This is a genomic window from Paraburkholderia sp. SIMBA_054, assembly GCF_046534875.1.
Classification (GTDB): domain Bacteria; phylum Pseudomonadota; class Gammaproteobacteria; order Burkholderiales; family Burkholderiaceae; genus Paraburkholderia; species Paraburkholderia hospita.
The window spans coordinates 55,934-81,847 of the sequence record NZ_JAWRXV010000029.1 but is presented as its reverse complement, the minus strand read 5'-3'; the positions used below and the strand labels follow the sequence as shown (position 1 = coordinate 81,847).

25 protein-coding genes and 6 pseudogenes are annotated in these 25,914 nt (G+C 61.1%); 16 read left to right on the top strand and 15 right to left on the bottom strand.

Annotated features, from left to right (window positions below; all coding sequences use genetic code 11):
• Positions 1–8: 8 nt before the first annotated feature.
• The 4 genes from urtE (at position 9) to SB822_RS30845 (ending at position 4,276) form a co-directional block, all read left to right on the top strand.
• Positions 9–698 carry an urea ABC transporter ATP-binding subunit UrtE gene (urtE, locus tag SB822_RS30860; protein WP_410856311.1) on the top strand — a complete coding sequence of 230 codons (690 nt, stop codon included), beginning with the start codon at positions 9–11 and terminating at the stop codon, positions 696–698.
• Between the two features lie 84 nt (positions 699–782).
• Complete coding sequence (gene fmdA, locus SB822_RS30855) at positions 783–2,021, top strand: formamidase (protein ID WP_410856310.1); 1,239 nt, start codon at positions 783–785, stop codon at positions 2,019–2,021.
• 28 nt (positions 2,022–2,049) lie between these two features.
• The gene (locus tag SB822_RS30850) at positions 2,050–2,400 is read left to right on the top strand and encodes an FmdB family zinc ribbon protein (RefSeq protein ID WP_410856309.1); all 351 of its coding nucleotides are present in this window, start codon (positions 2,050–2,052) and stop codon (positions 2,398–2,400) included.
• Between the two features lie 805 nt (positions 2,401–3,205).
• A complete protein-coding gene (locus SB822_RS30845; protein ID WP_410856308.1) occupies positions 3,206–4,276 on the top strand; it encodes an SDR family NAD(P)-dependent oxidoreductase in 1,071 nt (356 codons plus the stop codon).
• Positions 4,277–4,977: 701 nt separating this feature from the next.
• Here the strand turns inward: SB822_RS30845 and SB822_RS30840 are convergent.
• Complete coding sequence (locus tag SB822_RS30840) at positions 4,978–5,430, bottom strand: transposase (RefSeq protein WP_410856351.1); 453 nt, start codon at positions 5,428–5,430, stop codon at positions 4,978–4,980.
• Positions 5,431–6,010: 580 nt separating this feature from the next.
• Between SB822_RS30840 and SB822_RS30835 the strand changes: the two are divergent.
• Both SB822_RS30835 and SB822_RS30830 read left to right on the top strand, forming a co-directional pair.
• Positions 6,011–6,157: pseudogene (locus SB822_RS30835) on the top strand (IS630 family transposase); the annotation flags it as partial.
• A 5-nt stretch (positions 6,158–6,162) separates the two neighbouring features.
• A pseudogene (locus tag SB822_RS30830) lies at positions 6,163–6,304 on the top strand (DUF6429 family protein); the annotation flags it as partial.
• A gap of 128 nt (positions 6,305–6,432) precedes the next feature.
• Here the strand turns inward: SB822_RS30830 and SB822_RS30825 are convergent.
• Both SB822_RS30825 and SB822_RS30820 read right to left on the bottom strand, forming a co-directional pair.
• Positions 6,433–6,995: pseudogene (locus SB822_RS30825) on the bottom strand (IS6 family transposase); the annotation flags it as partial.
• Between the two features lie 52 nt (positions 6,996–7,047).
• Positions 7,048–7,260, bottom strand: a complete 213-nt coding sequence (locus SB822_RS30820) for a hypothetical protein (protein ID WP_410856307.1) — start codon at positions 7,258–7,260, stop codon at positions 7,048–7,050.
• 83 nt (positions 7,261–7,343) lie between these two features.
• Between SB822_RS30820 and SB822_RS30815 the strand changes: the two genes are divergently transcribed.
• From SB822_RS30815 to SB822_RS30805, 3 genes are all read left to right on the top strand, one after another.
• On the top strand, positions 7,344–7,613 hold the full coding sequence (locus SB822_RS30815; RefSeq protein ID WP_410856306.1) for a DUF1488 family protein: 270 nt from the start codon (positions 7,344–7,346) through the stop codon (positions 7,611–7,613).
• 33 nt (positions 7,614–7,646) lie between these two features.
• Positions 7,647–7,973, top strand: a complete 327-nt coding sequence (locus SB822_RS30810) for a hypothetical protein (protein ID WP_410856305.1) — start codon at positions 7,647–7,649, stop codon at positions 7,971–7,973.
• A 79-nt stretch (positions 7,974–8,052) separates the two neighbouring features.
• Positions 8,053–8,376 carry a DUF4148 domain-containing protein gene (locus SB822_RS30805; RefSeq protein ID WP_410856304.1) on the top strand — a complete coding sequence of 108 codons (324 nt, stop codon included), beginning with the start codon at positions 8,053–8,055 and terminating at the stop codon, positions 8,374–8,376.
• Positions 8,377–8,768: 392 nt separating this feature from the next.
• On the opposite strand, the gene SB822_RS30800 is transcribed toward SB822_RS30805, so the two are convergent.
• The 8 genes and pseudogenes from SB822_RS30800 to SB822_RS30765 form a co-directional block, all read right to left on the bottom strand.
• Complete coding sequence (locus SB822_RS30800) at positions 8,769–9,272, bottom strand: SDR family NAD(P)-dependent oxidoreductase (protein ID WP_410856303.1); 504 nt, start codon at positions 9,270–9,272, stop codon at positions 8,769–8,771.
• Between the two features lie 456 nt (positions 9,273–9,728).
• On the bottom strand, positions 9,729–10,736 hold the full coding sequence (locus tag SB822_RS30795; protein ID WP_410856302.1) for a sterol desaturase family protein: 1,008 nt from the start codon (positions 10,734–10,736) through the stop codon (positions 9,729–9,731).
• 73 nt (positions 10,737–10,809) lie between these two features.
• Positions 10,810–11,760 carry a beta-propeller fold lactonase family protein gene (locus tag SB822_RS30790; RefSeq protein ID WP_410856350.1) on the bottom strand — a complete coding sequence of 317 codons (951 nt, stop codon included), beginning with the start codon at positions 11,758–11,760 and terminating at the stop codon, positions 10,810–10,812.
• 651 nt (positions 11,761–12,411) lie between these two features.
• Positions 12,412–13,032: an FAD-binding oxidoreductase gene (locus SB822_RS30785; protein ID WP_410856301.1), complete on the bottom strand. Its 621-nt coding sequence runs from the start codon at positions 13,030–13,032 to the stop codon at positions 12,412–12,414.
• An 87-nt stretch (positions 13,033–13,119) separates the two neighbouring features.
• Positions 13,120–13,647: a ferric reductase-like transmembrane domain-containing protein gene (locus SB822_RS30780; RefSeq protein WP_410856300.1), complete on the bottom strand. Its 528-nt coding sequence runs from the start codon at positions 13,645–13,647 to the stop codon at positions 13,120–13,122.
• Between the two features lie 572 nt (positions 13,648–14,219).
• Positions 14,220–14,516, bottom strand: a complete 297-nt coding sequence (locus SB822_RS30775; protein ID WP_410856299.1) for a hypothetical protein — start codon at positions 14,514–14,516, stop codon at positions 14,220–14,222.
• A gap of 190 nt (positions 14,517–14,706) precedes the next feature.
• Positions 14,707–16,322: pseudogene (locus tag SB822_RS30770) on the bottom strand (methyl-accepting chemotaxis protein).
• Between the two features lie 743 nt (positions 16,323–17,065).
• Positions 17,066–17,450: pseudogene (locus SB822_RS30765) on the bottom strand (NAD(P)H-binding protein); the annotation flags it as partial.
• Between SB822_RS30765 and SB822_RS30760 the strand changes: the two are divergent.
• The 4 genes and pseudogenes from SB822_RS30760 to SB822_RS30745 form a co-directional block, all read left to right on the top strand.
• Positions 17,391–17,970, top strand: a pseudogene (locus SB822_RS30760) (NmrA family transcriptional regulator); the annotation flags it as partial. The pseudogenes SB822_RS30765 and SB822_RS30760 sit on opposite strands and share 60 nt — an antisense overlap.
• A 30-nt stretch (positions 17,971–18,000) precedes the next feature.
• Positions 18,001–18,375, top strand: coding sequence for a hypothetical protein (locus SB822_RS30755; RefSeq protein WP_410856298.1), 375 nt, complete (start codon positions 18,001–18,003; stop codon positions 18,373–18,375).
• A 71-nt stretch (positions 18,376–18,446) separates the two neighbouring features.
• Entirely contained in the window at positions 18,447–19,160 is a 714-nt protein-coding gene (locus tag SB822_RS30750) for an SDR family oxidoreductase (protein ID WP_410856297.1), read from the top strand.
• A gap of 163 nt (positions 19,161–19,323) precedes the next feature.
• Positions 19,324–19,785 carry a MarR family winged helix-turn-helix transcriptional regulator gene (locus SB822_RS30745; protein WP_410856296.1) on the top strand — a complete coding sequence of 154 codons (462 nt, stop codon included), beginning with the start codon at positions 19,324–19,326 and terminating at the stop codon, positions 19,783–19,785.
• A 480-nt stretch (positions 19,786–20,265) separates the two neighbouring features.
• Here SB822_RS30745 and SB822_RS30740 read toward each other — a convergent pair whose 3' ends face one another.
• The gene (locus SB822_RS30740; RefSeq protein WP_410856349.1) at positions 20,266–20,715 is read right to left on the bottom strand and encodes an SET domain-containing protein; all 450 of its coding nucleotides are present in this window, start codon (positions 20,713–20,715) and stop codon (positions 20,266–20,268) included.
• Positions 20,716–21,036: 321 nt separating this feature from the next.
• Here SB822_RS30740 and SB822_RS30735 point away from each other — a divergent pair, with 321 nt between their 5' ends.
• Positions 21,037–21,339 carry an HU family DNA-binding protein gene (locus tag SB822_RS30735; RefSeq protein ID WP_410856295.1) on the top strand — a complete coding sequence of 101 codons (303 nt, stop codon included), beginning with the start codon at positions 21,037–21,039 and terminating at the stop codon, positions 21,337–21,339.
• Here SB822_RS30735 and SB822_RS30730 read toward each other — a convergent pair.
• The 3 genes from SB822_RS30730 to SB822_RS30720 form a co-directional block, all read right to left on the bottom strand.
• Complete coding sequence (locus tag SB822_RS30730; protein ID WP_410856294.1) at positions 21,325–21,765, bottom strand: DUF3564 family protein; 441 nt, start codon at positions 21,763–21,765, stop codon at positions 21,325–21,327. The genes SB822_RS30735 and SB822_RS30730 overlap by 15 nt on opposite strands.
• A gap of 927 nt (positions 21,766–22,692) precedes the next feature.
• The gene (locus tag SB822_RS30725; protein ID WP_410856293.1) at positions 22,693–22,986 is read right to left on the bottom strand and encodes a DUF1488 family protein; all 294 of its coding nucleotides are present in this window, start codon (positions 22,984–22,986) and stop codon (positions 22,693–22,695) included.
• Between the two features lie 100 nt (positions 22,987–23,086).
• Complete coding sequence (locus tag SB822_RS30720; RefSeq protein ID WP_410856292.1) at positions 23,087–24,355, bottom strand: tyrosine-type recombinase/integrase; 1,269 nt, start codon at positions 24,353–24,355, stop codon at positions 23,087–23,089.
• Positions 24,356–24,564: 209 nt separating this feature from the next.
• Between SB822_RS30720 and SB822_RS30715 the strand changes: the two genes are divergently transcribed.
• Together SB822_RS30715 and SB822_RS30710 are read left to right on the top strand one after the other, a co-directional pair.
• Entirely contained in the window at positions 24,565–25,665 is a 1,101-nt protein-coding gene (locus SB822_RS30715) for a DNA-binding protein (RefSeq protein WP_410856291.1), read from the top strand.
• The gene (locus SB822_RS30710) at positions 25,662–25,913 is read left to right on the top strand and encodes a hypothetical protein (protein WP_410856290.1); all 252 of its coding nucleotides are present in this window, start codon (positions 25,662–25,664) and stop codon (positions 25,911–25,913) included. Before SB822_RS30715 ends, SB822_RS30710 begins: the two co-directional genes overlap by 4 nt.
• The last annotated feature ends 1 nt before the right edge of the window (position 25,914 follow it).

Genomic DNA, 25,914 nt, shown 5'->3' with positions numbered 1-25,914 from the left:
GAGGGAACATGCTGGAAGTCGACGATCTGGTGGTGAGCTATGGGCAGAGCGAGGTGCTGCATGGCATTGGATTTAATGTCGCGAGCAAGGAAACTGTCGCTGTGATGGGCCGGAACGGAATGGGCAAAACCACGCTGTTCAAGGCGCTCATCGGCATGCTGCCGTCCGGCCGCGGCACGGTGCGCGTGGGTGGGGTGGACGTATCGAACGACGAGAGCTTTCGGCGCGTCGCGAAGGGGATCGGTTACGTGCCGCAAGGGCGGCAGATTTTTTCGACACTAACCGTCGAAGAGAACATTCAAACGGGACTTGAGAACGCGGAAAGCTCGCGCGTGCCCGACGAAATCTTCGCGCTCTTTCCGGTCCTTTATGACATGCGCAAGCGCAAGGGCGGGAACCTTTCGGGGGGCCAGCAGCAGCAGCTGGCGATCGCGCGGGCATTGGTCACGAACCCGAAGGTGCTGCTGCTCGACGAGCCGACTGAAGGCATTCAGCCGTCGGTCATCAAAGACATCGCGAAGGCGCTGAACGAGATTCGCAGGACGCGCGACATCGCTATCCTCGTGTCGGAGCAGGCGTTGACCTTCGCGCTCGACGTCGCAGACAGGCTGTTCGTGATCGAGGGCGGGCGCTTCGTGCACCAGAGCTCGCGCGATGCCGGCGACACGGACCGGATTCGCGAATACCTGTCCGTCTGAACGCCATCCAGGGAATCATTCCGTTCGGCGTGGCGGGACAGACTGCTGCGCGATTACTTGCTGTTGAACCAAGGAGAATTTGCGATGCCTGATACCCTCATTAAGGTCGACCTGAATCAGTCCGCCTACGAGAATGAGAATGTGCACAACCGTTGGCACCCCGATATCCCGATGGCATGCTGGGTGAATCCTGGTGACGACTTCATTCTGGAAACGTACGACTGGACAGGCGGGTTCATCAAGAACAACGACAACGCCGACGACGTGCGCGACATCGACCTGTCGATCGTACACTTCCTGTCAGGTCCGGTGGGCGTTCACGGTGCCGAGCCGGGCGATCTGCTCGTTGTGGATCTGCTCGACATCGGCGCGCGGCCGGAGAGTCAATGGGGCTTCAACGGCTTCTTCGCTAAGTCAAATGGTGGCGGCTTCCTCACCGATCATTTCCCGGACGCGCAAAAGTCGATCTGGGATTTTCACGGCCTTTACACGAGTTCGCGCCACATTCCCGGCGTGAACTTCGCCGGGCTGATTCATCCGGGGCTGATTGGCTGTCTGCCCGATCCGAACATGCTCGAAACGTGGAACGCGCGCGAAACTGCACTGATCGCGACGGAGCCGGACCGCGTGCCGCCGCTCGCGAATCCGCCGCTTGCGGCGACCGCACATATGGGCAAACTGACGGGTGACGCGAAGGGGAAGGCGGCCGCCCACGGCGCGCGGACGGTGCCACCGCGCGAGCATGGCGGCAATTGCGACATCAAGGACCTGTCGCGCGGCTCGAAGGTCTATTTTCCGGTGTACGTCGATGGCGCAGGGTTGTCTGTGGGCGACCTGCATTTCAGCCAGGGCGACGGCGAAATCACGTTCTGCGGTGCGATCGAGATGGCGGGCTGGGTGCACATGCGCGTCAACCTGATCAAGGGCGGTGTCGAGAAATACGGCATTCGCAATCCTGTGTTCAAGCCGAGCCCGATTACACCGGCCTACAACGACTATCTGATCTTCGAGGGCATCTCGGTCGATGAAAGCGGCAAGCAGCACTACCTTGACGTGCAGGTTGCGTACAGGCAGGCTTGCCTGAACGCGATTGAATATCTGAAGAAGTTCGGCTATTCCGGTGCGCAGGCGTATTCGCTCCTCGGGTGTGCGCCTGTGCAGGGGCATATTAGCGGAGTCGTCGATATTCCGAACGCCTGCGCGACCTTGTGGTTGCCGACGCAAATCTTCGATTTCGACATCCGTCCTAACGCGGACGGCCCGGTCAGGCACGTGCAGGGCGGCGTCGATCTACCGATCTCGCCAGACATCATCGGGTCCTGAAAACCGTTCATCAAGCGAGGGTCAAGTCATGCCAATCTACGACTTTCAATGCGAGGGCTGCGGACCTTTTGCCGTCATGCGCAGTATCGCCGAGCGCGATCGTCCGGGGAAGTGTCCTGAATGCGGCGCGGTCGCGTCTCGGATGGTCAGCGCGCCGGCGCTCGCGCTGATGTCCGGCACCCAGCGTTCGGCACACGCGGGCAACGAGCGAGCAGCGCATGCGCCGCGACATTCCAGTGAGGTGCCGGCGCAGCACCGGCCGGGGTGCAGGTGCTGTTCCGGTGCGAAGCTGTCACTCGCAGGCGCGGGCGGTGGAACAAAGTCGAACGGGCTGAAAAGCGCGAGCGGCGGTGGGCGCCCGTGGATGATCAGCCACTGAACAGACCGATACATGTGATGGCGCGAGGCCTCATCTTTTTCTGTGGGCACGCCCGTTGAACGCGCAGCGGGCGTTAAAACAGTCTGCAGCCTGCGCCGAGCCTAACAGATCGCCGCCGTCGGGCAGGCAGTACCGCTTCAGTGCACGGATCGGTGGCTCTATGACCACTCGCGGGCGCTGTAGTCAGTTGGCGGACGCCCCGGCCCCGTTGCAAAAAGGGCGGCGGCGGCCTATCTGGCGATCGACCGCTTACTGTCCGCGCTCGTCTAGTGAAAGACGAAGGCGCGTTGACCAATTCGATGAGCGGGCCATGAAGTGCCGTGCGCCAAAAGCGACGACTCGGATCGAACAGTGATGAATGGCGCGATCGCTTTGAAGACAGGCCTGGTGGCATACGTCTTCATGGCAGTATTCTCTGTCGAGCAGGTTGATGAACGAGCTTACGGAAGACCCCTTATCAGAGTGAGAGCACGCAGATAAAGTTTAAATTTATAAAAAAGTTCTCATCCGAGTCCCGGTAGTGATCGTAGATACGTTGCATGTGCCCATCAGCCAGCGAGAGTTCATGCTAGGGTGTATCCCGCAAGAGCCCTTGGTCAACCTGCCAATCTCACGGCTGTCATCAGCCGTCGCGAACTGACTTGCCTTCGCAACATTAGTTCTCGCCCAGCTCGCGTTTTCTCTGAAATTGATACTTTTAGAGTTAGGCATTCCATCGTTCCTTCTGCGACGGCATCATGCTTCCGGCGGCGCCGCCCTGAAAAAGGCGCCTCGATGAAACGTCCAATCCGCCAGGAGCATTGAATTGACAACTGATGAAAAGAAGCCCGACGACGAGCGCAGCGTTCCTGATACGTCGCGACGCAGAATGATCGTTAGCGGCAGCGCGGCAGCGGCGGGCATCCTGTTTGCCGGAATCGCACAAGCTCAGCAATTATCAGAAGCCCCGCAGACGATGGACGGCCTGCCCGTGCCCATGCCGCCGGCCAACAAAACGGCGGGGCCGATCGTCGCCGGCCGCGACTCGAAGCTGCAAGGCCGCGTCGCGGTCGTCACAGGCGCGGCGCGCGGCATCGGCCGGGCCATCGCGGTGGAATTCGCTGCGAACGGCGCGGACGTGATCGCTATCGATATCGCCGGCCCTGTCAGCACGGCCTCGAACGCCGTCCCTGCGACGCCGCAGGAGCTTGAGGAAACGGTTAGCCTGGTCAAGGCATATGGCCGTCGCAGCGAAGGCATTCGCGCGGACATTCGCGATATCCACGCACTACGCGCCGCCGCGGATCGCATCGAGCAGCGTTACGGGAAGATCGATATTGTCGTGGCGAACGCCGGCATCCAGTATTGGAAGCCGCTGCTGGACCTCCAGGACGCTGAATGGTCCGACGTCATCGATAACAATCTCAACGGAACGGCGAAAACCATTCGCGCGTTCGCGCCCAAGATGGTGACGCGTAATTACGGGCGCATCATCGTCGTATCGTCGATGCAAGGGCGGCACGGAACCAGGAACGCGGCGGCTTATGCTGCGTCGAAGTGGGGCATCTTTGGGTTGATGAAGTCGGCGGCACTCGAACTTGGCCGCTACAACATCACAGTCAACGCAGTCGTGCCGGGCCTCGTCGCGACGGCTTTGACGCTGTACGACACGCGATTGACCGAAAGCATCGCCGAGACTGGCTATCACAAGCCGAACGGCCCGCTGACGCCGCAGGAAGCGTGGGACCGCCGTGCGGCAACCATGCCGCTTGGCGTTGGATGGGTGCAGCCCGAAGACATCTCTCCAGCGGCCGTTTATCTCGCCTCGGATGCCGCCGCGATGATCACGGGCTCTGAAATCGAGGTGACGGGCGGCGATAGCGCGAAGAGCCTGTGACGTCGGATTCATGATGGGGCTGGCGGGGCGCAGTTTCCCGCCAACGTCTCCACCGTCACCACCCGCGTATTGCCGGACGCGCGATTAGCCGCGCGCCTTGATTCGGTGGGCACTGTCAAGTTGACGAGCGTAGGCTACGTGTTTAGCCAAAGAGTAGTTATCCATAGTAGATAACTCATTCGGCTGCGGTTAAGACAACCCAGTCATGCCGTGTGGCGAGGCGTTCTTTTAGTATGGCGCGATGACGTGCCGCGTTCATCTGATGTCTGGGCATCGCGGAGTGCTGCCGGATCACGCCCGGAGGCGGTCCGTCAAGGTTTTCGAGTGGAAAGTTGTTTCTTCTCCTCCAGTCGGTTCGACGCACGCGAGCAGGGCCCGGCCGAACGATCTCCTCCGTTATCGAAGGGTCGTTCAGCCCACACCGCCGCCCTTGTAGTCTCGGGGTATCGCTCGCCGCTGATTCAAGAAGCGGCGTATGTCAAACACGACGTCATGCGCCCGTCTGGCGAATTGCCCATCGCGGGCCAGCGTCGTGGTCGTAACAGGCGACCCGCCGGCCCCGCCGTGGGCAACTCGCGACATCACTGCAAAGGGAGAAGGGAGGCAACCCACCGATCCCCGGAATTCAACTGCATAACCGCTGACCGGAACCGGTTACCCCGGAAGCTCGAGGTTCCTCAACAGTGGCGAACCGCGCTTCCTCAAGGCGTTGAGGTAGGTGGTCTCGTCGTACGGAGTGCTGGTCTGCCAGCAGCGGTACAGGATGCGGATCCACTTGAACGCCGGGGCCCGCACGCCTGCCTGATGAGAACTGCCCCTCGCACGCTGCTGCGGGTAGTAGGCGCCGGCCAGAAGGACCTGTCGATCGTCTGGCTCGCCCACTCCACGAACGTCTGGCGCCGGAACTTCGGACACTGCCAGCGCCAGTGCACCCAGCTCTTCTTGCCGCTGCGCTCGGTTACCGGGGCAATGCCGGAGTACTTCTGCAGTTCACCAGCCCCGTGGGAGCGGTCACGCAACTCGCCGAAGGCAGCGAGCAGGCGCGGCGCCAGCTGAAGGCCGGCGCCCGGTAGACCTTGGAACAAGGCGTAGTCAGGTAGCGTACAGGCTACCGCAGCGATTTCCCTGTCGAACAGGTCGATCGCAGCCAGCACGGTGCGCAGCTGCGCCACAAGTGCCAGCACGCGCAACTGGCACGGTACGACGATGCCAGGGTCTTCGGTGAGTGACCCGTTGTACGGCGGCCGCCCTGAACTCCGCCGTATATGCCTGGTTTGGTACCTTGAACATTATTCTTTCCTTCCTTCAGATCGAGTTTACACACGACCCGCTGGAAGTCGAAATTTCGGGGGAAGCTCATGGCTCAATCAGGTCGAACGCTGGTTCGCCACGCTTACCGAAAAGTACCTCCGACGCGGCAGACATCGAAGCGCGCGCGAAGCCGAACGACCTGAAGCTGATCGACAACGTGACGGCAACGTACGAACGTCTCGGCCGTCCCGACGATGGCCTCGCGTTTCTGCGCTCGCTGCCGCGCGCGACGAACGCGGATGCGATCGATCAACGCATCGGCCAGCTTGCCGAGCGCGCGGGTCACGACGATCAGGCGCTCGCAACGTACCGCGCGGTGGAGGCGCGTCATCCGAACGACGCGAATGCGGCGCTGCGCACGGCGAGCGTGCTGTACCGGCAGGGCGACTATCGTGCGTCGCTGGCCGCGCTGAAGACGGCGCTTCGACGCGCCAGTTCGAAGATGCAATCCGGCACCACCTTGACGTCTACAACGCCAATCCCCAGCCGTTCATCTGGAGCAAGTCGGCCGACGAGATCCTGGCCAGTCTCGAACGGTTTTGTGTGCGGGTTCAGAGGGCCGTGGGATGAATGTCATGAATATCAATACCGACGCAATCGACGAAGTCGCCCTCGCACTTCTCTACCTGACCCTGCACGAAGTACCGCGCGTGGAAGGGCTTCGACTGGGATGTACTGAATCGCCTCTACGAAAAGGGCTTCATTTGCGACCCGGTCATCCTTCCTCGGTGAAGACCACCGACTTCGTCTTGTTGTATTCGTAGCCCACGGATGCATGTCCCGCCTTCGCTGGCAGCTACCTGCCAGCTGTGACCAGTATCATGGAAAGCGGGACCGACTATCTATATCGGGCCGAAGCATGAGAGAAACGCCTGCGTGCGGCGCGCGTCGCGAAAAGCCGCACATCTGGCGTTCGCGCCTGCGGGTTGGCTGGTGGCTATTCTCGGCGCGGTTGTTCACGCGAGCAGCCGCTTTGACGAAGACGTGCTTTCCTGAGCGAGTTCAGGAATATCTGCCTTCGCCGCCGGATAACTGCGCAGCTGATGGGTAACGATCTTGCGCGGCACCGGGTCTGATCGCAGCTCCCGCCGGAAGAAGCGCTTGGCGGCGGCCTTGCACGGCGCTTTTGTACCAGCACGTCGAGCTCGGCGCCATGCTCGTCGACCGCACGCCACAACAGATACGGCTCGCTGCGCAGTGTCACGAACATCTCGTCGAGGTGCCAGGTGCTGCCCGGCTTCCGCCGCACCGACTTCACGCACCGGGCGAATCCCGCGCCGAATTTGTCGCACCAGCAGCGGATCGTCTCGTACGTAACCACGACGCCACGCTTAAGCAACAACTCCTCAATATCGCGCCGGCTCAGGTTGAACCGGAAATACCAGCGAAGGACTTTCCCTTTTTGCAAGCTTGGGTCGCGGCGATACGTTGGAAGGACATCCCGTCCGAACTCAGGACATTCACCATCGAAAGGAGACGACAGAAAGAATCAAGAACTGCTCCGCCGCCTCGGCAACCGCTTGACCCTGTTCACGGGTGATTTCGCGCGACGAGAACCCTCCTGCGTTGCCGAGTACCCGGCTGGAGAACAGAAACGTCGCTGCTTGAACTCCTACACACGCCACGCTGCATTTTTGTTCTTGATAAGCGCTGGTCACGGTGACGAGATCCAAGCTCTGGAACTTAACCGGTGAGTGCGGCGCTGCGGCCCCCGTTTTCAGGGGCTGCGGCAATCTGATGCAAAGATGAGGATGAGATGCTTGCAATGAAAGGACGCCCCAGGTTTTTTGCCGGGGGACGGCTGCTGACGTTCACCCTGATCTCACAAGGTCGCGACATCGCGTGCGCGGTGACTCGCGACGCGCTGGAGCGACATTTCCTGTTTCGACGAGAATCCGACGACGCAACGCTTGTCTCAGCGTTCGAGCGCGGAGTGAAGCGGATACTTGAGGCAGCGGACAGAAAAGGTCGGGCGTTGCGGGCTACTCGTATTCTCGTGACAGCCGCGGACCTCGGCGCAGCGTAAACTAGTCGTCGTTGTATTAGCCGGCTTGGCAGCATGTTCGTTATCGTGTTTGACGAGCATGGAGGCTTCTTCGACCGCGTGCAGGACGCACACCAGCGCCTTTTCTTCGGAACCGCCGCCTTGGCTGTCATCGCAGTGCTCGTGTGCTGCCTGATGATGTACACGGTCTTCAAGGCCCCCAACGAACTCGCCCCTGGGCGACCCGATTTGTCTCCAGACAGCATGTTAGTTCAGCGCTGCCGTGTGGCGACAGTGTCATCCTTGCAACCAGCAGAAACTGCTGAGCTTCGTTCCGTAGCTGCAGGTCAAAACTTTGTGGGAAGACGTGGCACCCAGTGCATGCATAAATTACTAAATTAACTTTCATCTGCGTGCTATCAATACGACAGCGTGGTCCGCGTAGGCTGCATTCATCAATTTCCTCGACGGAGAATCCAGCGTGAAAACTTCTCACCGTGCCGCTATCGCTAGCCTGTTGGCCGCCGCGCTCGTCGTCCCGGTCGTTTCGTATGCGCAGACCGATGCTCCCAAGACTCGCGCGCAGGTGCAAGCCGAACTGGTCCAGCTTGAAAACGCTGGTTACCACCTGGACGGCGGCGACGCCGCGACTTATCCGGCGAAACTGCAGGCCGCCGAAGCCAAGGTAGATGCGCAAGAACAGCCAGCCGCCACAAGTTACGGCGGTACATCGAATGGGGCGTCGCAGGCTGGCGGCAGCCGCGTTTCAACTGCCGACTGGAACGCGATGTATAACCACCCGTGATGCCCAAATCCACCTAGATGCTCTCGAGAAACCCGGGAGAAAAAATCGGTTTTCAGGGAGTCGGCGCGTTTGGCTGGCGCTGGAATCCGAGGGCGGAAGCACGTCGCCTGAGGACATGCGTTCGAGCAAAGAGTCAGGCGCGTAATCGGATTATGCGCTTCAATCTTATGGGCGGCGCTCCATGTCAGGTTTACGCGCAATTCTCGCTGCTGTTTGTCGGGGAAGTGCATTTCGTTATATGTCTGGAGGGTCCATGTCTTTCGAACATCGTGGTTTCCGAGTAACCGCAGATGCTGTGCTGGATGAGTCTGGCGTCCAGTGGATATGCCATGCCGCAATTGAACGTACCGACGTAGATAAGGGCATAGGCCCTCCCATGCAGATCGAGATGGTCATCCCAAGGGCCAAGCTCGACCCCCTGATGGCAGTGAGTGCGCTTGAGCATCGGGCTCGAACCGAGATTGATGACTGGCACAAGAGGACAGGCGAGCTATCCATGAGCCCTGGCACAAGCCATCCGGCGCCCGTACACGAACGACCATTACACGTGGAAGCTGCCGTTGCAGTTGCACCGGGTCGCGGGGGCTGAATTTCGATCGACCGACTACGCTTTGACGGGCAACGTCGTAGGCGGGGTCGCCCGGCGGCGTCGTGATACCTTGCTTCGAGCCCGTATTGATGACGAGCCCTGGGCGGCCGCGCCAGATCATGTCCGGCAGGAAAATCTGCGTGCCGTGGATCACGCCCCACAGATTGACGCCGAGCACGAGTTCCCAGTTTGCCGCTGGATCGAACATCCCGCTCCTTAGCCGAATGCCTGCGTTGATCATCAGCACACCCGCACGGCCGAAGCGTTCGAGCACGGCTACGTGCAGGCGGCGAACGTTGTCGGCCACGCTGACGTCGGCTTGAACCGCAAAGACCTCGCGTGCGCCGTTCGGGCTTGCCGCGGCGATTTGTCCACCGTGCGCGCGACGCGATCGGCGTCAAGATCCGCAACGCAATTACTCAGCCCGAACTGCGCGAAGCGCTTGGCCGCGGCCGAGCCGATGCCCGCCGCCTTCCCTCGGTTTTGCGCCTTCCACAGGTCCCGAGTTATGCCCCGGCATCCTTGGTCTGCTGAGCTTTTGATCCAGTCTTGCAGAAACTGAACCGGCAATACGAAGCCGAGCGACGAACGAGGACGACTGCGGTTAGACAAGCCGCAAACACAACACCCACATTACCGATTCACGAGTGGTTCTCTATCGCCGGCACCCTTGGTTCGGTCGAATGGCCTGCATTTTCATTGTGGTTGAGAAGAATGGCGAAGATCATTCTGCGATGCGCACTCGCCCCGGCGTAAGCAGCACTCACTCCACGGCACCACCCGCGTAATTTCCTTGCCCGCGCAGACGCTTCACAATCCGGCCAAACGCGAGCCACTGCTGCGCGATCAATCCGTCGCCATACGAACGCCCTGAGCCATGCGGCACGGGCAACTGGTCGCGGATGCCGGTCGGCTCGACGGCGCGGTTCCATGAAGCGGTGCGGAACATCATGTCCCACCATGGAAACAGCACGCCAAAATTACAACCGTAAGCCGTGCCTTCGTGGCCGTAGCCCACCGCGTGATGGCGGCGGTGAAAAATCGGACTGACGATGATGCGCTCGAGCAGCCAGCCGTAGGGCAGACGCGCATTGACGTGCTGAATGCTCTGCATGAAGTTGCTGACCGCCACCAGTACCACGAACTGGTTCGGCTGCACGCCGATAAACAGCGAGATCGCCGCGAAGAACGCGGCCTGGATGATGTCGTCGAGAAAGTGGTTGCGGTCATCGTTCCACAGGGACATCTGCTGCTGGCTGTGATGCACCGCATGCAGTTCCCACCACACGCCGAAACGATGCTGCCAGCGGTGATACCAGTAGCCGGCAAAATCGAGCACGACCAGGTAGATCAGGAACGACACGACTGGCTGATCCGTCACGCCCGGCCAGAGGCTGTCGATATCGACGTTCGGAATGTTGTAGATCGAGATCAGACTCTGCCAGTGATCGAAGAGCGGCTGCAGCATGAAAAAGAACGCAATGTTGATGATACCGAGCTTGATGATCCATGTGTAGATCACGTCGGCGCGCAGCGCCTTGCGATCCTGCCACAGTTCAATGGGGCGCAGCGCTTCAAGCGGCCGTAACGCGAGATACATCACGACGATTTCCAGCACGCCGATGATTACCCAGTACAGTGCGTCATAGGTGTCTTCATCGTAACCCATCAGGCCGAAGCGATAGAAGAACGGCTGCACGACGTCGACATATAACAGCGTCTGCAGCGCGGACACCATGTTGTCGAGTTGTGCGACGATTTCGTGAAACATCAAAAGCCTCGTGTTTTACCAGTTCTGCCAGTGCTTGCTCATGTGACGGCAAGGTTGAGAGGACCTGCCTCGCCTAGTCTGGATTAGGCGACACCACCGGCGCACGGTTGTCGAAAAAGATGCCGTGCGGCGAGCGGCCCACCGCAATGGTTTCGATCAGCTTGCGGGTGGTCAGATCGATGATGCCCACATGCTTCGCGAAGCGGAATCCCACCCATAGATAGCGCTTGTCGGGTGTTAGTTCCATATCGTCAGGCCCGGGCATCAGGCCGGTGATATCGCCGGCATTGGTGAGCGTGGTGTAGTCGATGATGCTGATGGTGCTGTCGACGCGATTGGAGACTACTACATGCTTGCCATCATCGAGGTTGCGGAAGTTGTGCGCGCCACGGCCTGTGTGGATCTTCTTGGCGATCTGCCGTTTGTGCCAGTCCACCACGGTCACGTCGTCTTCGCCGGTCATGCCAACCAGCAGGTAGTGGTCGTCGGGAGTCATCCACAGGCCTGCGGGTTCATTGCCCACGTGCATTTTCCAAAGCACTGTCTGGGTCGGCAGATCGATCGCAGCGAGTTCGCCGGAATCCTGCAGCGTGACGAACACGGTGCGGTTGTCGGAGGCGAACGTCATGTGGCTAGGAGTCTTCGCCAGTTCGATATGCCTGACCAGCGCCATATTCGTGCCGTCATAGCGGTAGATGTCGACGCGGTTCATGCGCAGCGCAGCCGTGACGAACCATTTGTGATCCGGAGAGAAGCCCAGTTGATACGGATCTTCGATGCCCTCCACGGTGCGCTGCACCTTACCGGTGTGCGGGTCGACGAACATCAGGTTGTTCGACACCGAATCAGCAACGATCAGGGAGCGGCCGTCAGGCGTGATCATCAGATGGTGTGGTTCCTTGCCGGTCGGCTCCGTGCCGATGATTTTGTGCGTGGCCTCGTCGATCAGCGTCAGTTGCGCTTCACCGGAATCGAGCACGATCACGCTATCAGCCGCATACGCGCAATTCGTTATGGCCAGCATGCCGCACAGCGACGCGGCGAGCGCTCCGATCCTTACAATGGAAACGATAGAAAATGGCATTTGGATCGTATTCACGCGGAAAAATACATTGAGGTGGAATGTAATAAAGATGTCGGACGTTCGTCGGTCGCGGTCGGGACTGTCACCCTTCTAACGTTTGGACCGCCGCTGCCGATGACATGACAGACGCGGCCAGATTCAGAAATTGCCGGGCACCGGGCAATCGAACCGTTCCGCGTTCGGCGTTCAGGAGGCAAGCGGTTGCCCAGTTGATCTCGCTCGATCCGTGAACCTTGCGATCAGAAATACCGGGATTAGCTGTTGCAGGATGAGTAGCGGCCCGTCGACTTCGGCTTACGGCTGTCCATCCATGTCCGGTCACAGCCTCAGGCGACGAGCATATGCGGCGCGTGCTTCGAAATGCTACGAGCGGCACCACGAGACCATCACCGCCGTAGCATGTCGAAGAAGACATCCGACAGCTTTCGGTTCGAAACTGACGGATTGACAACGACTCGGCGGATCAGTCGGCATCTAAGAGTAACCCCGTCACCGCATGTCGAACAGTTCCCGATGAAAGTCCTCAGCTGCCATCCCGTTTGCGACCAGATCTTGCCGCAGCGCCCGACCGAAACCATCAGGCCCGCAGAATCATATATCGGCAGACATCCATTCGGGCACCGCTTCACGAAGCCGCCCGGTTGTCAGCCTGGGATCCCTGCCGCTTACCAGAACGTGTAGATGTACGTTTGCGGCTGCGGCGAGTTGTCTCACCTTCGCGATGAATTCGCCATCCGGCGCGTTGGTACTGTAGAACAAGTCGACACTGCGTTTATCGGGATGGCGCACCCGTGCTTGCATCCGCGCCACAAAAGGGGTTATGCCAATGCCACCGGCGATCCAAATCTGTCGCGGCTTGTTACCCCCGAAATCGAATCGGCCGTAGGGCCCCCCAACAGTGACAAGGTCGCCAACCTTTAGGGCTTGCGACAAATTGCTCGTGTAATCGCCGATGCCCTTGATGTGAAAGCTCAGCCTGCCATCGCCGTGCCAGGAGGAAGAGATCGTGAACGGATGGGGTCCCTCCGCGGAATCGAAGGTGACAAAAGCAAAATGCCCTGCATCATGACCGAACCAGCGGTCTCGAAGCTCGATAGTGACGCCCAATACCCGATTGTCGCGGTAGCGGGTCAGATCCACGATTGTACCCACAGCCCGTCGCTTGCGTCCGACGCAGCGCATCAGCGAGACGGCCGCGGCCAGCGTTGCCACGAAAAGCAAGAACCCCATTACCGGGCCGAGTGGCGAACTCCAGTACGTCGGACTCGTCAGCACAAGGCCATGAAAGACCAAGGCCAGCTACGCGATGGCCATAAATCGATGGGTCTTGAAGAAATGTCGATAAGGAAAGCGCTTGAGCAATGCAATCACGATCAGTACCACCGATGCGTAGAATGCCCACGTCCCCACATTGTCAGCCAAGCGGTGCTGGCTGTGCAGAAAGTTAAAGATCTCGGGTATCGTTCCGCCGACTGGCACTACTTGCGCATGCACGGGCCGCCGCAATAAGACTATTTGGGCGAGCCATTTCGGTACTTTGACGCACAGCCAGTGGAGCATGGAGAGCACCAAAGCGCTGACGCCGAGCCACTTATGCAAGCGGTACGTCTTGTCAAGTCCGCCGAGAAACGGCTCCACGCTCACGGGGCGGATCGAAAGGAACATGCCGTCACTCATGCATCCAATCGCGAGAACGCCGGTCAAGTAGACAATTGAATTCCGATAATCTGGGAATCCGTGTCTGCCGGCAAACACCGTATCTGCGAGCAGCCAAAGCAATGTCAACGCACTCAGCAAAACGAAATAACTCAAAGTGATCTTCTTCATGATGTCGTCTGGCCGTGGCGACGCCGACTGTGCTCGGGTCCCGCGGCCTTGTTGCATAAAGCAAATGAATATGTCCGGGGGTAGCGAAGCCAAAAGTAGAGCAGCGTCGACGCCCCAGATCACAATAACCCGCCGAGCCAACCGCCCGCGTGAAGAAATGTGACGTATCGTAAGGACAAGGAAAACGCATGCTACCGTCCGACCGGTTCCATCAAACCGGTCGCAACGAGCTCTTACAAAATTTGACCTCTATCCGCCTGCGCTACAGCGCTGGCAGGGAACTGCCTTGCGCGTCGGGACGCACTGGTCCTCGAAATCGTTGGAGCGTGAACAGTCGGGGGCGTATACCTCAGATACATCGCAAACTCGACGCATGATCTGCAAACACGCGTTCTGGTGGTTCGCCGTCAACGAACGCTTATCTGAGATCTCTCTATTCGGCTATTTTTGCCCATCCGCCGAAATCTGAAAATCCCCTCAAGCCCTTTCCAGACAAGGATTCCAGGGACTGCGGGACGGCGGATTGGGCATCCTGAAGGCGGGATATCAACCTTGCGCGTCGTCCTATTCGGCTATGGGCGCCTGGCCGGTTCCTGAGCCAGTGCGGCGAGAATGGCATTGGTGAGTTCAAGCAGTGCGGCGTGATATTCGGCGGGCAAGGGCAGATCGTCCATCATCGACAGCGCATCTTCAATGCACTGCCGGAATGAGCGAGTCACCTCAATGCGCTGCAACGTCGTGAGGTGCGGCAGGACTGCCTCATGGAACTTGCCCCAAACCATCGCCTGCGCGCCAAGAGCGCTCATTCTCCTTGTGTTGGCCGCCATCAGCTCGACTACCAGACCCAGCAGATTTTCAATATCGCTCAATTTTCCGATTCGCTCAGAATGAGCTGCCAGTTTGCAGCGCAAGTATCCGTCGCAACATGGCGTTCCTCGCGTTCATGACTGGAGTCGTCTCTGGTTTCAACGTTGGGCAAAGGGGCGTGCGAACCTTCGTTGTCGGCACCGAAGGACGCGGTTTGCCCTGCCGGCCAGTCACCGTGATATGGCTGGCAGCCTAAAAGCTGTCCCATTCGCCAGCCTTGTCGGTTTGCGTCACCCGAACAGGCTGCGATGCAGGCCGCTTCAGGGATGGCGTGACCGGTGCCGCCGTGTGCACCTGCGCGACAGCCCTCGTGGCGCCGGCGTCGCGCGATACGTCCAGCCTGAACATCGAAACGGCGGCTTTCAGGTCGCTTGCCTGTAACTCAAGCGAGCTGGCCGCTGCCGCAGCCTCTTCGACCAGGGCCGCGTTCTGCTGAGTGACTTCGTCCATCTGGGTGACGGCCTGGTTGATCTGACCGATGCCCTTGCTCTGTTCCTGCGAGGCGGCGGTGATTTCACCCATGATGTCGGTCACCCGTCTGATTTCGTGGGTGATCTCGCGCATCTTTGTTCCGGCTTCCTGCACATGGCCGGCGCCTGCCCGGACCCGCTCCACGGAATCGTGGATCAGCTCCTTGATTTCCTTGGCTGCCGCCGAGGAGCGCTGCGCGAGCGACCGCACTTCCGAGGCCACCACCGCAAAACCCCGCCCCTGCTCACCCGCCCGCGCCGCTTCGACAGCCGCATTCAGCGCCAAGATATTGGTCTGGAAGGCGATGCCCTCGATGATGCCGACAATGTCGGCAATCTTGTCCGAACTGGCGTTGATGCCCTCCATGGTTTCCACCACGCGCGACACCACGGTGCCGCCCTGTTCCGCCACCTGGGCGGCCTGCGCGGCGAGCTGGTTGGCCTGACTGGCGTTGTCGGCATTCTGGGTGACGGTCGAAGTCAGTTGCTCCATGCTGGACGCGATCGAGTGGCGATGGCAATCGAGTCGGCCGAAACCTTGATCGTGCCGATCGTCTGCGTGAGCTGCTCCTGCATGCGCTTCATCGAAAACAGCAGGCTTGAGCGGTCATCCGGTGCCGTCCTCACCACGGCAGTCAGATCGTTACTGGCGATCTGGTTGGCGATTTCGGCGGCATAGGACGGCTCGCCGCCCAGTGAGCGGAGGATGCCGCGGTTGAGCAACACGACGACGGTCGACAGGGCTGCCGCCAGTACCACCAGAATCCCGAGGCTCTGGTACAGCGACGAGCGGAATGCCGCATCGACGTCGTCGACATAGATCGCCGTGTTGATAATCCAGTCCCACGGCTGATAGGTCACGTTATAGGCGATTTTCGGCGAGGCTGCGGTCGCTCCCGGTTTCGGAAACGCATACGCGGTAAAGCCGGCGCTGTCGCGCTTGGTGACGGCGACCATGTCCCTGAACAAGTAAGCACCGTCCGGATCCCTGTAGCTGCCAACGTCCTTGCCATTCAGCTCCGGTTTCGTGGGGTGCATCAGGACCGTCGGCTGTGAATTGAGGATCGTGAAATAGCCGTCTTCGCCGTACCGCATGTTCCGGATACTGTCCATGGCCCGCTTCTGTGCTTCCGCGAGCGGCATGGAGCCGGCGGTGACTTGATCGCCAAAGGTCTTGACGACACTCAGGGCAATCTCCGACGCGTGTTTGAGGTCGGCCTTGCGCTCAGCCAGCCGCATTTCTCGTGTGTGGTAAGCGTCATAGATCGATATCCCGGCGAGACACAGCACTCCAAGGATCAGCGGCAGCCAGAGCTTCTGGGCGAAAGACAGTTTCATAGGATTACGAACCTTTCAGGCTTGATCGACGGGTAGGAGACGGCGTGAAACGCACTGGTCTGAGCGCGCATCGGCTGAATACCTACAAATAACGACACAACACCGATCGCGATTAAGGTCCCGTTCTGGAACAGTGCTTTATGGAATTTGCAAACAACTTGCTTCCGGCATGTGATACAGGTTGGCGCAGCGCCACTGGGCATGATCGCCAGGCTGCGGCGATGGAGCACGGCGGAGCGGGAAAGAGATGATCCCTGCCTTCTGGATTCCTCCCCGCGTCGGGTGATTGGCTGGCCTGGATTCCCTGGGACAATTTTTTGCCGCTGGCTCCCCACGGCCCCGCTTTGGACATAACACGTTCGTTGGGATAGCGCCAAACGTTAGACGATGGGTCGCTCATGCGCCCCTAAGCGTATGCGTAGTCGGGAGCGGTGAACGGCCGCTTTTCCCGCAGGTTGTGACATTCGGACAAGCTCTCTGAAGGACCGCATAGGGTCGCGTGCTGCCGGACACCGCCGTCGACACGCGAATCTCGGGATATGCGATGTGTATCGGACAGGACCCGGCCACTAGCTGACGGTCGCAAGGCACACAAAGCCATCATTTTCCAACGGCCGATTCACATTCGGAAGCCGCCGGACACTGGGCGGAAGCACGTTCCCAGGTGCGCGGTACCGGCTCCTGCGCGGACAAAAATATCTTGACAGTAAGAGCAGATGCGTTGGTCGCAAGAGAGCATATGCTCTTACATTCAAACGGAGCGAAGTGACGATCGCCGTGACGCCCGCTTCCCTTCGCGGCCTGCGCGAAATAGGCGGCAGCTCCGATGATTCCCGGCGCGATCGGATGAAGAAAATAGGCCGATCGGATTCCTTCCATGGCTGCGCGGATGTCATTGATGTCGGTGAAGTCCCCGACGGCGATATCGACTCCGCGCTGCCTCAGGGCGGCTGCCCGATCGTCGTCTGTACGCACATATGCCCGCACGCGTCTGCCCATCTTGAGCAATTCGTCGATAGCAATACCTACGGTCCGTCCGGTTGCACCGCTCACAAGTATTTCGGCCCGGTTCTCATGTCGCAGATTTCCGCGCGCCGGGAGTCGAAGAGCCACGCGGCCCAGGATCATTGGATTTCGGAGCGGGTCTTTGATTGGTCAGGCGTTCCCACTACACATCTCCGTCCAACCTTCTTTGCCGACTGGCTCGTCTATCCGCATTTTGCGAAGGAAATCTGGGCCACGAAGGAAGATTGAATTTCCCTTCGGCGACGGTCGTCACGCACACATCGCCGCTGATGATCAGGGGCGGGTTACCGCTCATGTCCTGGCTAACCCCGAAGGCCACGAGGGCAAGACCTACGCACTCCATGGCCCCGTCGAGATGAACCATACCGAGATCGCCGAAGCGATGAGCGAGGTTCTCGGAGCACGGATCGAATACGCGCCGACTTCCATCGAAGAGTTCCAGATCAAGATGGAAAACCTTTACAAATTCCCGCCGTTCCTCACGCAGCATCTGGTCGAGGTCGCTCAGAACTACCGCGACGGCGTCTTCTCGGGTACCAACGACGTCATCGAGAAAATTACCGGAAAGCCGCCCCTCTCGGTCCAGCAGTTCGTCACGCAGAACCGGGCCGTATTCGCGTGAGCGCGGTCTCAAACGGGTCGAGGTTTGAACATGTCATCCACTCAAGATGAGCGTCATCCGTTTCTGGACGATCTGACTGCTGACGCGGAGTTGGTCAGCTCGGTATTGCGCGGCCCCGTCATCGGACGTGACGAAATCCGCGCGGCCGTCGACGCAGTCGGAACCTTCTACGCCTTGCAGACGCCCACGTTTGTCCAGACGGACGGTTCGCGGCTCGTTCTCGAGTACGAGGCCGTTCTGACCAACGGCGAGAACCTGAGCGCGGCCGTTGTAGTCGACCGCAACGCCGACGGGTCGGTGCCGCGCGTGAGCGTCCGGATGAGTCCACTTGGCGCCGTGCTGACTCTCGCCGCTCATCTGCGGGAGACACTTTCAAAGCAGTTTCCGGAAAGCCTTTTTCTTTGAACCACGCGCCCGCCGGTCCGCGGCGGATGTTGCCTCACCGGAGGCACGCAGCTTTAAAAGAGGAACATGTCATGGATGTCAAGAACGCCACTGTCTTTATCACCGGCGCCAATCGCGGCCTGGGTCTGGCTTTTGCACGAGAGGCACGCCGGCGCGGGGCGGCGAAGACATACGCGGGTATGCGTAACACGAACGGCTTTGAAGAGCCGGGCATCGTGCCTGTCAGGATCGACGTTACGGACACGGCGTCGATCGCCGCAGCCGCGGAACTGGCGGCAGACACGACCCTGCTGGTTAACAACGCGGGCATCGCCGCTCTGATCGACGGGCCTCTGGCGCATGACGTAGAAGCGCAATCGGCTCGCATGTTCGATACGAACTACTACGGCGTAGTGCGCGTCACAAAGGCATTCGAGCCGATATTAGCGGCCAGGCCGGATGCGGCGATCATTAACGTGCTTTCCGACATCCTCTGGCTTCCGCGGCCCTGTCTGACACCCTATGCTGCATCAAAGGCAGCAGCGTGGAGTTATACGAATCAACTTCGCTTTCACCTGCAAGCGCGCGGCGTTCAGGTTCTCGGCCTGCACGTGGGGTTCGTGGATACCGACCTGACCAACGGCATTGATGTACCCAAAGCCAGCCCGGAGGACGTGGTGCGACAGACCTATGACGCACTCACCGCCGGCAAGAGCGAGATTATGGCCGACGAGGGAACAGCGATACTGAAGAGCACGCTTGCGGCTGAGGTACCCGGCTACATCACTCCGCCGGCGGGGCTTTGAACGCTGCAGATCACAAGAGTTGGATTCCGGAACTGGAGACGAGGCGCGCAGATCACACTGACACCAGCGCCTTCGGCGTCAGTTTTTTGTCGAAAATGATCGCCGTACCTTCGCGCGTGCGCGTAGCGTCCTGGCAATCAAAGGAAGTAAGGAGTGGAACCAGATGTTGCCGTTCGACCAGCCGCTTGGAATCGATCAATGCAACTGCTTCGCAGTGAGGAAGGCAAGCAGGCAGATTTCCCGCCTCTACGATAGTCATCTCGAGCCGGCGGGCCTGCGCATCACGCAATTCCTCACGCTGGCAGCATTGGACGAGGTGGGAAGTGCCGCGGTCAACGCCCTTGCCGAACGGCTCGATATCGAACGGACGGCGATGGGAAAGATGGTCGGCTTCCTTGAACGCGACGGCTTCGTCACGATCAGGCCGTCGCCCACAGACGGCCGAAGCCGCCTCGTTGAGCTTACCGAAAAACGACGGCGCCTGCACGTCAGAGCGGCGCCCCTCTGGCGGGAAGCGCAGCGGGAGTTCGAGCAACTGAACGGCGTTGAAAATGTCACGGCGTTACGGGAGGGGCTGAGAGGAGTGGTTGTCGGCGACGTGATGGTACGCCCAGCCGGGGACTGAAGCTCCACAAGGACTGCCACGAACGCACGAGACCGCGTGCCGATGCGTCGATAAACACCAATGTGGCATGGACGGATTGAATCCGCAAACCCACAGTGAGCGCACGCAATCGGTAACGGCAATTCGCTGCTCAGAGTCGCTTGCTCCTTTCCAACGGCAGCAAAACTGCCGTGCAAACCGTTCCTGGGTCTGACGGCTGCAAAGCTGGCTATAGCCGCCGCTGGTCGATGGTCGCACCGGCGGGCTACTATGGCCGACGTCTTGTCATTGAGTGAAGTTTCCGAGCGGCTGCTCGACGTACCATACCGGCCGTTGCCAATTGACGAGAACCGACGGTATCTGCCCTGCGACAAGGGACCAGCTGGAAGTGCAAAGGGCACCGAGGACCGCTACGAGATGTGCAGGGGCGATGCTAACGGTATTGCCGACATGCGAGCTAGCTATCGCCACGCAGCCATGTACGCATGAGGGACGCCGCATTTACTTCGCTGTCGTTTCACTGCCAAGCATCGATCCACGACAGGCGGAATCGCCACAATGACAAGCGTACTGAGCGCGAATGTCTTCGGTCATCTCGCCGTCGATCTCAAGACTGTAGTCGATGAAAAGTTCGTCGCCAGGCCTGATGCCGGTGAGTGCGTGGATGAAGACGCGATCGCCCGTCTCGATCGCCTCGCAGTTGGGTGTGCACGCATGGTTCAGGAAGCGGGCGCTGTTCCCGTCCCGACTGCCATCGATGACGCGACCGTCAGACAGACCGAACACGAACGTATGGCCGGCCTCCGATCGCTGGCGTGCCGCTGCCCGCCGCCAGCTGGTCACTTCACCCTTGTACTCGATGAGCCGCTCGCCTGCGGCGATGGGCCGAAGCGCAAACAGTCCCTTGCCATGCACGGCGGAACGTCGTGCGGTGATGCGTCGCAGTCGCATTGTTTCGTTTCCCTTTGATACGTCTTTGTCTTCACGACCCCAGTAGGGGCGAAGCATATCGCTGCCGTCCTGCATATTCAATGCTTCACATCGCGATTGTGCGCAACTAACTGTCTGAGATTCATCTACGCGTGCCCGGCTTCGCCAAACCCCGGCCGGCAACGAGTGACACTGGATCGTCCGTACAAGGAAGGGATACCAGGGCGCGGGAAATGCGGCGATGTCTTTCTCGAGCTTTCGGGTTGCCGGATGCGGTACAACTGCGATCGTGTGAGTGAGCTGTCCCGCGATGCGCGGGCATTTTATCGGAGGGGCTCTTGCATGAACAAACAGGAACTCATTGATGCGGTGGCCGCCGGCACGGGTGAAAGCAGGGCCAGCACCGGTGAACCTATCGACGCAATCCTCGAGACCTTGACGGCGGCCGTCACGCGTGGCGATACCGTTCAGATGATCGGCGTCGATTCCTTTTCGACGGGCGCCCGCGCCGAACGCACGGGCCGTAACCCGTCGACGGACGCGGCCATCACCATTCCGGCGGCAAAGACCGTGAAATTTACGGCCGGCAAGGCGTTCAAGGACGCCGTCAACGCTGCGGGTCCCAACAGTTCAGATCGACCGTGAGTCCCAGATCGCGCATCTTGTACCGGTTGCCGGCCTGTGGGTTCGCTTCAGACCGTCGTCCTCCGCGAACACGCTGTGTTCGGCAAGCACGCTGTCCCCGTCGACGCACTGCACCCGCCAGTGTCCCGTAGCGCGTGGTCCGCTTTCGTGTTCACTGCAGCACCAGAGCGCTGCACCTGATTGCCCTTCGAAGGGGCCGGTTTGTGCGTCCATTGCGAGCCCTTCGAGGACGAACAGCGGTCGCGCATCGTGCCGGCCACAGACCAGCGTGCCGCGGGTATCGACCCGCAGTTTTCCCCATTCGGGAAGGGGGAGACCGGCATGACCTTCGCGCGACCAATTGTGGGTTTCGTAGTCGAGCCAGAGGATCGCATAGGCATTCGGGTCGATGCGGTCGAACGTGTCGAGATGGAGCGTGATGCGCATGGAATCCTCCGGTCGTGGTTCGTGGCTTCGTGACCCGCCACAGTCATCGCTTGACATTTCAACGATACGGGCAGATGCGGGCTTTTAGTATGCGTCAGGGTGTCGCCAATGCCCGTTTAATTCGCACCGTCCAGACGGTCAGGCAACCCTGCCGGCTAGGCGTGTTCTGGATTGAGGGAGTTTCTGAAAGGGCTGGGTGCTGATCATGTGCCCGCGAACCTGGCGTTGCAGCAGCCAGGTTGTCCCTGCATCACGGCCTCATGTTGAAAGTGCGCCGATCGTCATGGGTCGCATTGCCGCCAGGCATCGACTGGGCGGCAATGCGACACGCCCCAGTGGGATGGCCGGGGACTGGGCGTTCATCGCGTGGTCAGCAGCAGGATGGCTACGGGAGCGAACCGGCGGGAGGGTTGAAGGAGACGATGCGGGGATGTTGGCTTTTGACCGGCTGCAGTTCTATCGGGCGCGGTGCGGGGCCGCACCGGCGGGTGGAGCGTTGAGCTCGCAGGACCCGACGAACGACCTACACTGCTAATACATACGGCACCACTGCCGTATCGGAGGTTGCCATGACCCGAAAGTTCTCGGATATCTTCAGGCGGCGTCCAGTGACGGGCGCCCCGGATGACACGGCCCACGGGGAATCCCAGGTTCATCGGGATGAGCACACGCGGTTTGCACAGGCGCAGGCGAAAAAGCTCTGGGAGGCGATCGGTCGTCGTCGCCACAGAGATGCGCGGGGCCGTTAACGTCCATGCCGCTGCTACCTGGGGCGACTGCATCGGATTGCGTGTTCGCCCCGTTCCACTCACATGCATTCGCGCGACGGGTGACGATACCCTTGGTCTCGATGAGAGGGCGGGCTTTTTTTGGGGCCAACACTGTGGCGTATCACGCAGTCAGGACCTGCATCAATGAGGCAACGCCTCAGGGACGCGCGAAATCATCCGGCGTCAATTCGAGCCGCGTGGCCGGTTGGGCGAGCAGCCTGCGTTCGGCGATCGCGCGGATGCGGCCGTAGCCACCCCGGAAGGTTTTCAGGATCCGGGTGTCACTGGCTCGGGGTTCGAGCCAGAAATGCGCTTCCAGTGTCGCGAGCGTGATCACGCATTCGACCGTGCTGTTCTGGCTCACGAGGATGAATCCCACACCGCGGCGATTCGCGAGTACCTGAGGTTCAAGATCAACAGTTTTCCATAGTTGAAGAGAAAACGCCTGCACGTGTCACGAGAATTCTTGCATACGTCATGCGATCTGGGTATTGGACTGTTTCTGGAGCAACGTGTTACGGGCCCGTGGGCTACGCCGGTTCCGGGTCAGTTCACCAGTCGATGCGGTGTTTCTCGTCGGTTTCATGATGCCGGCGATCATTATCGACATGAAGATACAGGCTCGTCGTCGTCAGTGACGCATGACCGAGATTGTCGCGCACGAGCCGCAGATCCACCTGCTGGTCGGCCATGTGAGAACCAGCGGTATGCCGCAGCCAGTGCGCCGAGGCCTTTTCGAGCAGGTCGGCGCGTGCCACAAATGCCTCGTCACGTTCGCGCAGCCGCCTGGCGGCGCCGGCAAACACGCCCTTGACGATCGTGTGCAGGGCGGCCCGCGTCAGCGGCCGGTGTGACGGGCCTTCAGTTTTCGTCCGGCCCGGTTCCGTTGTGCTGCCTGCGGTTCGTCCCGCCGAGCCGCCTATGTGGAGGACGAGCGGCGTCGTCTCGTTCGGTGAGGGCAGGGCCGTCATCCCCAGGTGCTGCCGGTAGCGCGACAGTTCCGTCATCAGCTCGCGCGTCGCCGGGACGAGCCGTTCCTTATCCCCCTTGCCATGCACGGTGAGCCACCAGCGCATCGCCCCGTCGGCGTCGCGCCGCACGAAGAACTGGCCCATCGTGTTGCCGCCGGCCTCGGCAATGCGCAGGCCGCCCAGATACAGCAGCGTGAAGAGCCACCGCACGCGGTGATAGTGCGCGCGGTCCCGGGTGGTCTCTTGCGGCATCGACGCAATGAAGTCCTTGACCTCCTGCCACAGGCCCGGCTCCAGATAGCGGGTGATGCGCGGGGCCGCCCTCGGGGTGCGCTGGCGCGAGAGCGCGAGCGGGTTGCCGGCCAGATAGCCGGCCTGCACCAGCCACGAAAACAGCACATTCAGGATCACCATCGCCTGACGGACGCTGGCGGGCGACAGCGGGCCGTGAAACGGCCGCCAGCGGGCGTCGCCACGCGGATGCTTGCGGCCGCCGCCCGCACCGGCGTTGGCGATCCAGGTGGCGGCCGGCTGCGGATCGGCGACGAAGCGCTGGTAGCGCAGGCAGTCCTCGTGGGTGAGGGACGAGAGCGGCTTGCCCAGCTGCACGAGCGACCACAGCAGCAGCCGTTCGGCTTCCTTGCGGTAGCTGTCGAAGGTCGTCCGTTTGTCGGCGAAGCGCGCGAGCCACGCGCGGATCGCCTCGAGATCGTTCGCGGCGGCGATCTGCGCGATGCCGCCGGTGGCACGGTTGGTCCCGGCGTGGCCGTCGAGTGCAGCCGGGATCACGAGCCTTTCCAGCGGGGCGGGGTGCACCAGCACCAGGCTGGCTGACGATAGCGTGGCCATGACGGTGAGCTTTTCCGGGAAAGGTGAGCGTTTGCAGGAGCGCGTCTGGAGCCAATCTGTCCCTGTATAAATGGTGCAGCAGGCCGCGGCACGATTATTCCTTTATTTTTGGACATTATGGGGTTAATGTCAAATTAGTGGCGTTGCATGATTGGATATGGTGCGTTTTACGTTGTATTATTGACGCATCGCAACGTCCTTCCGTGCCCATGTCCGGTGACCTGTCCGCTGTTTCGTCCGCCATTCCACCCGATATGCCGTCCGATGACGCCCGCCTCGCGGCCGAGATCGGGCGGCTGAAGGCCGCCTTCCCGAACACGCGCGAGCTGTACCGCGAGGTCTGCGCGCTGCTGTTCTTCCGCTTCGGCCAGACGCCGACCGCGAACCGGCTCTATCAACTGGTCAAGCGCGGCAGCATGGGCACGCCCGCGGCGGTGCTTGGCGAGTTCTGGGCAGACCTGCGCGAGAAGAGCCGGGTGCGCGTCGAGCACCCGGACCTGCCGGCCGATCTCGGCGCCGCGGCCGGGGAGCTGGTCGCGACGCTGTGGACGCGGGCGACCGCGGCCGCGCAGGCGGAACTCGACGCGCTGCGGGCGGAAGTGGAGGGCCAGCGCGCGGAAGCCGAACTGCGGGTCGCGGCCGCGCGGGACGAGCTGGGCCGCACGGAGACGGCGCTCGAGCAGCGCACCGCGGCGCTGCTCGCCGCACAGGTCGAGGTCCGGGAACTCGAGAAGGCGCAGGCCGAGGGCCACGCGGCACGGCAGGCGCTCGAGGCCGAGGTCAGCCGGCTGAAGACCGGGGCGGCGGCGCGCGACCGCGAGCTGGAGAAGGCGCGCGACGGCTTCTCGCGGGATCTGGACAAGCTGCGCGAGACGGCAGAACGCGCGGAGGAGCGCCTGCGCGCCGCGGAAAAGCGCGCACTGCTCGAGATCGACCGCGAGCGCGGTGCGGCCGTGAAGCTGCAGAAGGAAATCGACGAGATCACGAGGCGGGCCGACCGGCGTGAGGCGGACCATCGCCGCGCGGTCGAGGCGCTGCAGGCGCAGCTCGGCGATGCGCGCCATCAGGCGGGCGTGCTGCAGGGGCGGCTCGACGCCGTGCAGGTCGCGAATCAGACGCTGCAGCAACAGCTGGCGGCCCTGCGCGACGCAGAGGACAGCGCAGGGCGGGCGACCCGCTCGAAGTCCGCCGCGGCACGCCCGGCCGCGACCCGCCCGGCGCGGACACCGGGTCCGGCGCGCAAGATCCCGGTCGCCTCCACGCCATCCGGCAAGACGGCGGCACGCCGCAAGAAGCGGGGCCAGGCATGATGGAAAACAGCAGTCGCCCGCGGAAGGGACAAGCCGGGCGAGCAGGGCGGAACCGGCGCAACGCCCCGGTCTGCCCGCCGATCGGCGCGCTGATGCGCTACGGCGAGCGGACCGTGCGCGTGATCGCCGAAGCGGGCGGCCAGCGCGTGATCATCGGGTCGGTCGACGAAGACGGCCGCAGCTTCCGCCGCGCGGTGAAGTGGGCTAATCTGGCCGGTCTCGAAGGGCAACTTTTCTGGGCGCGATGAC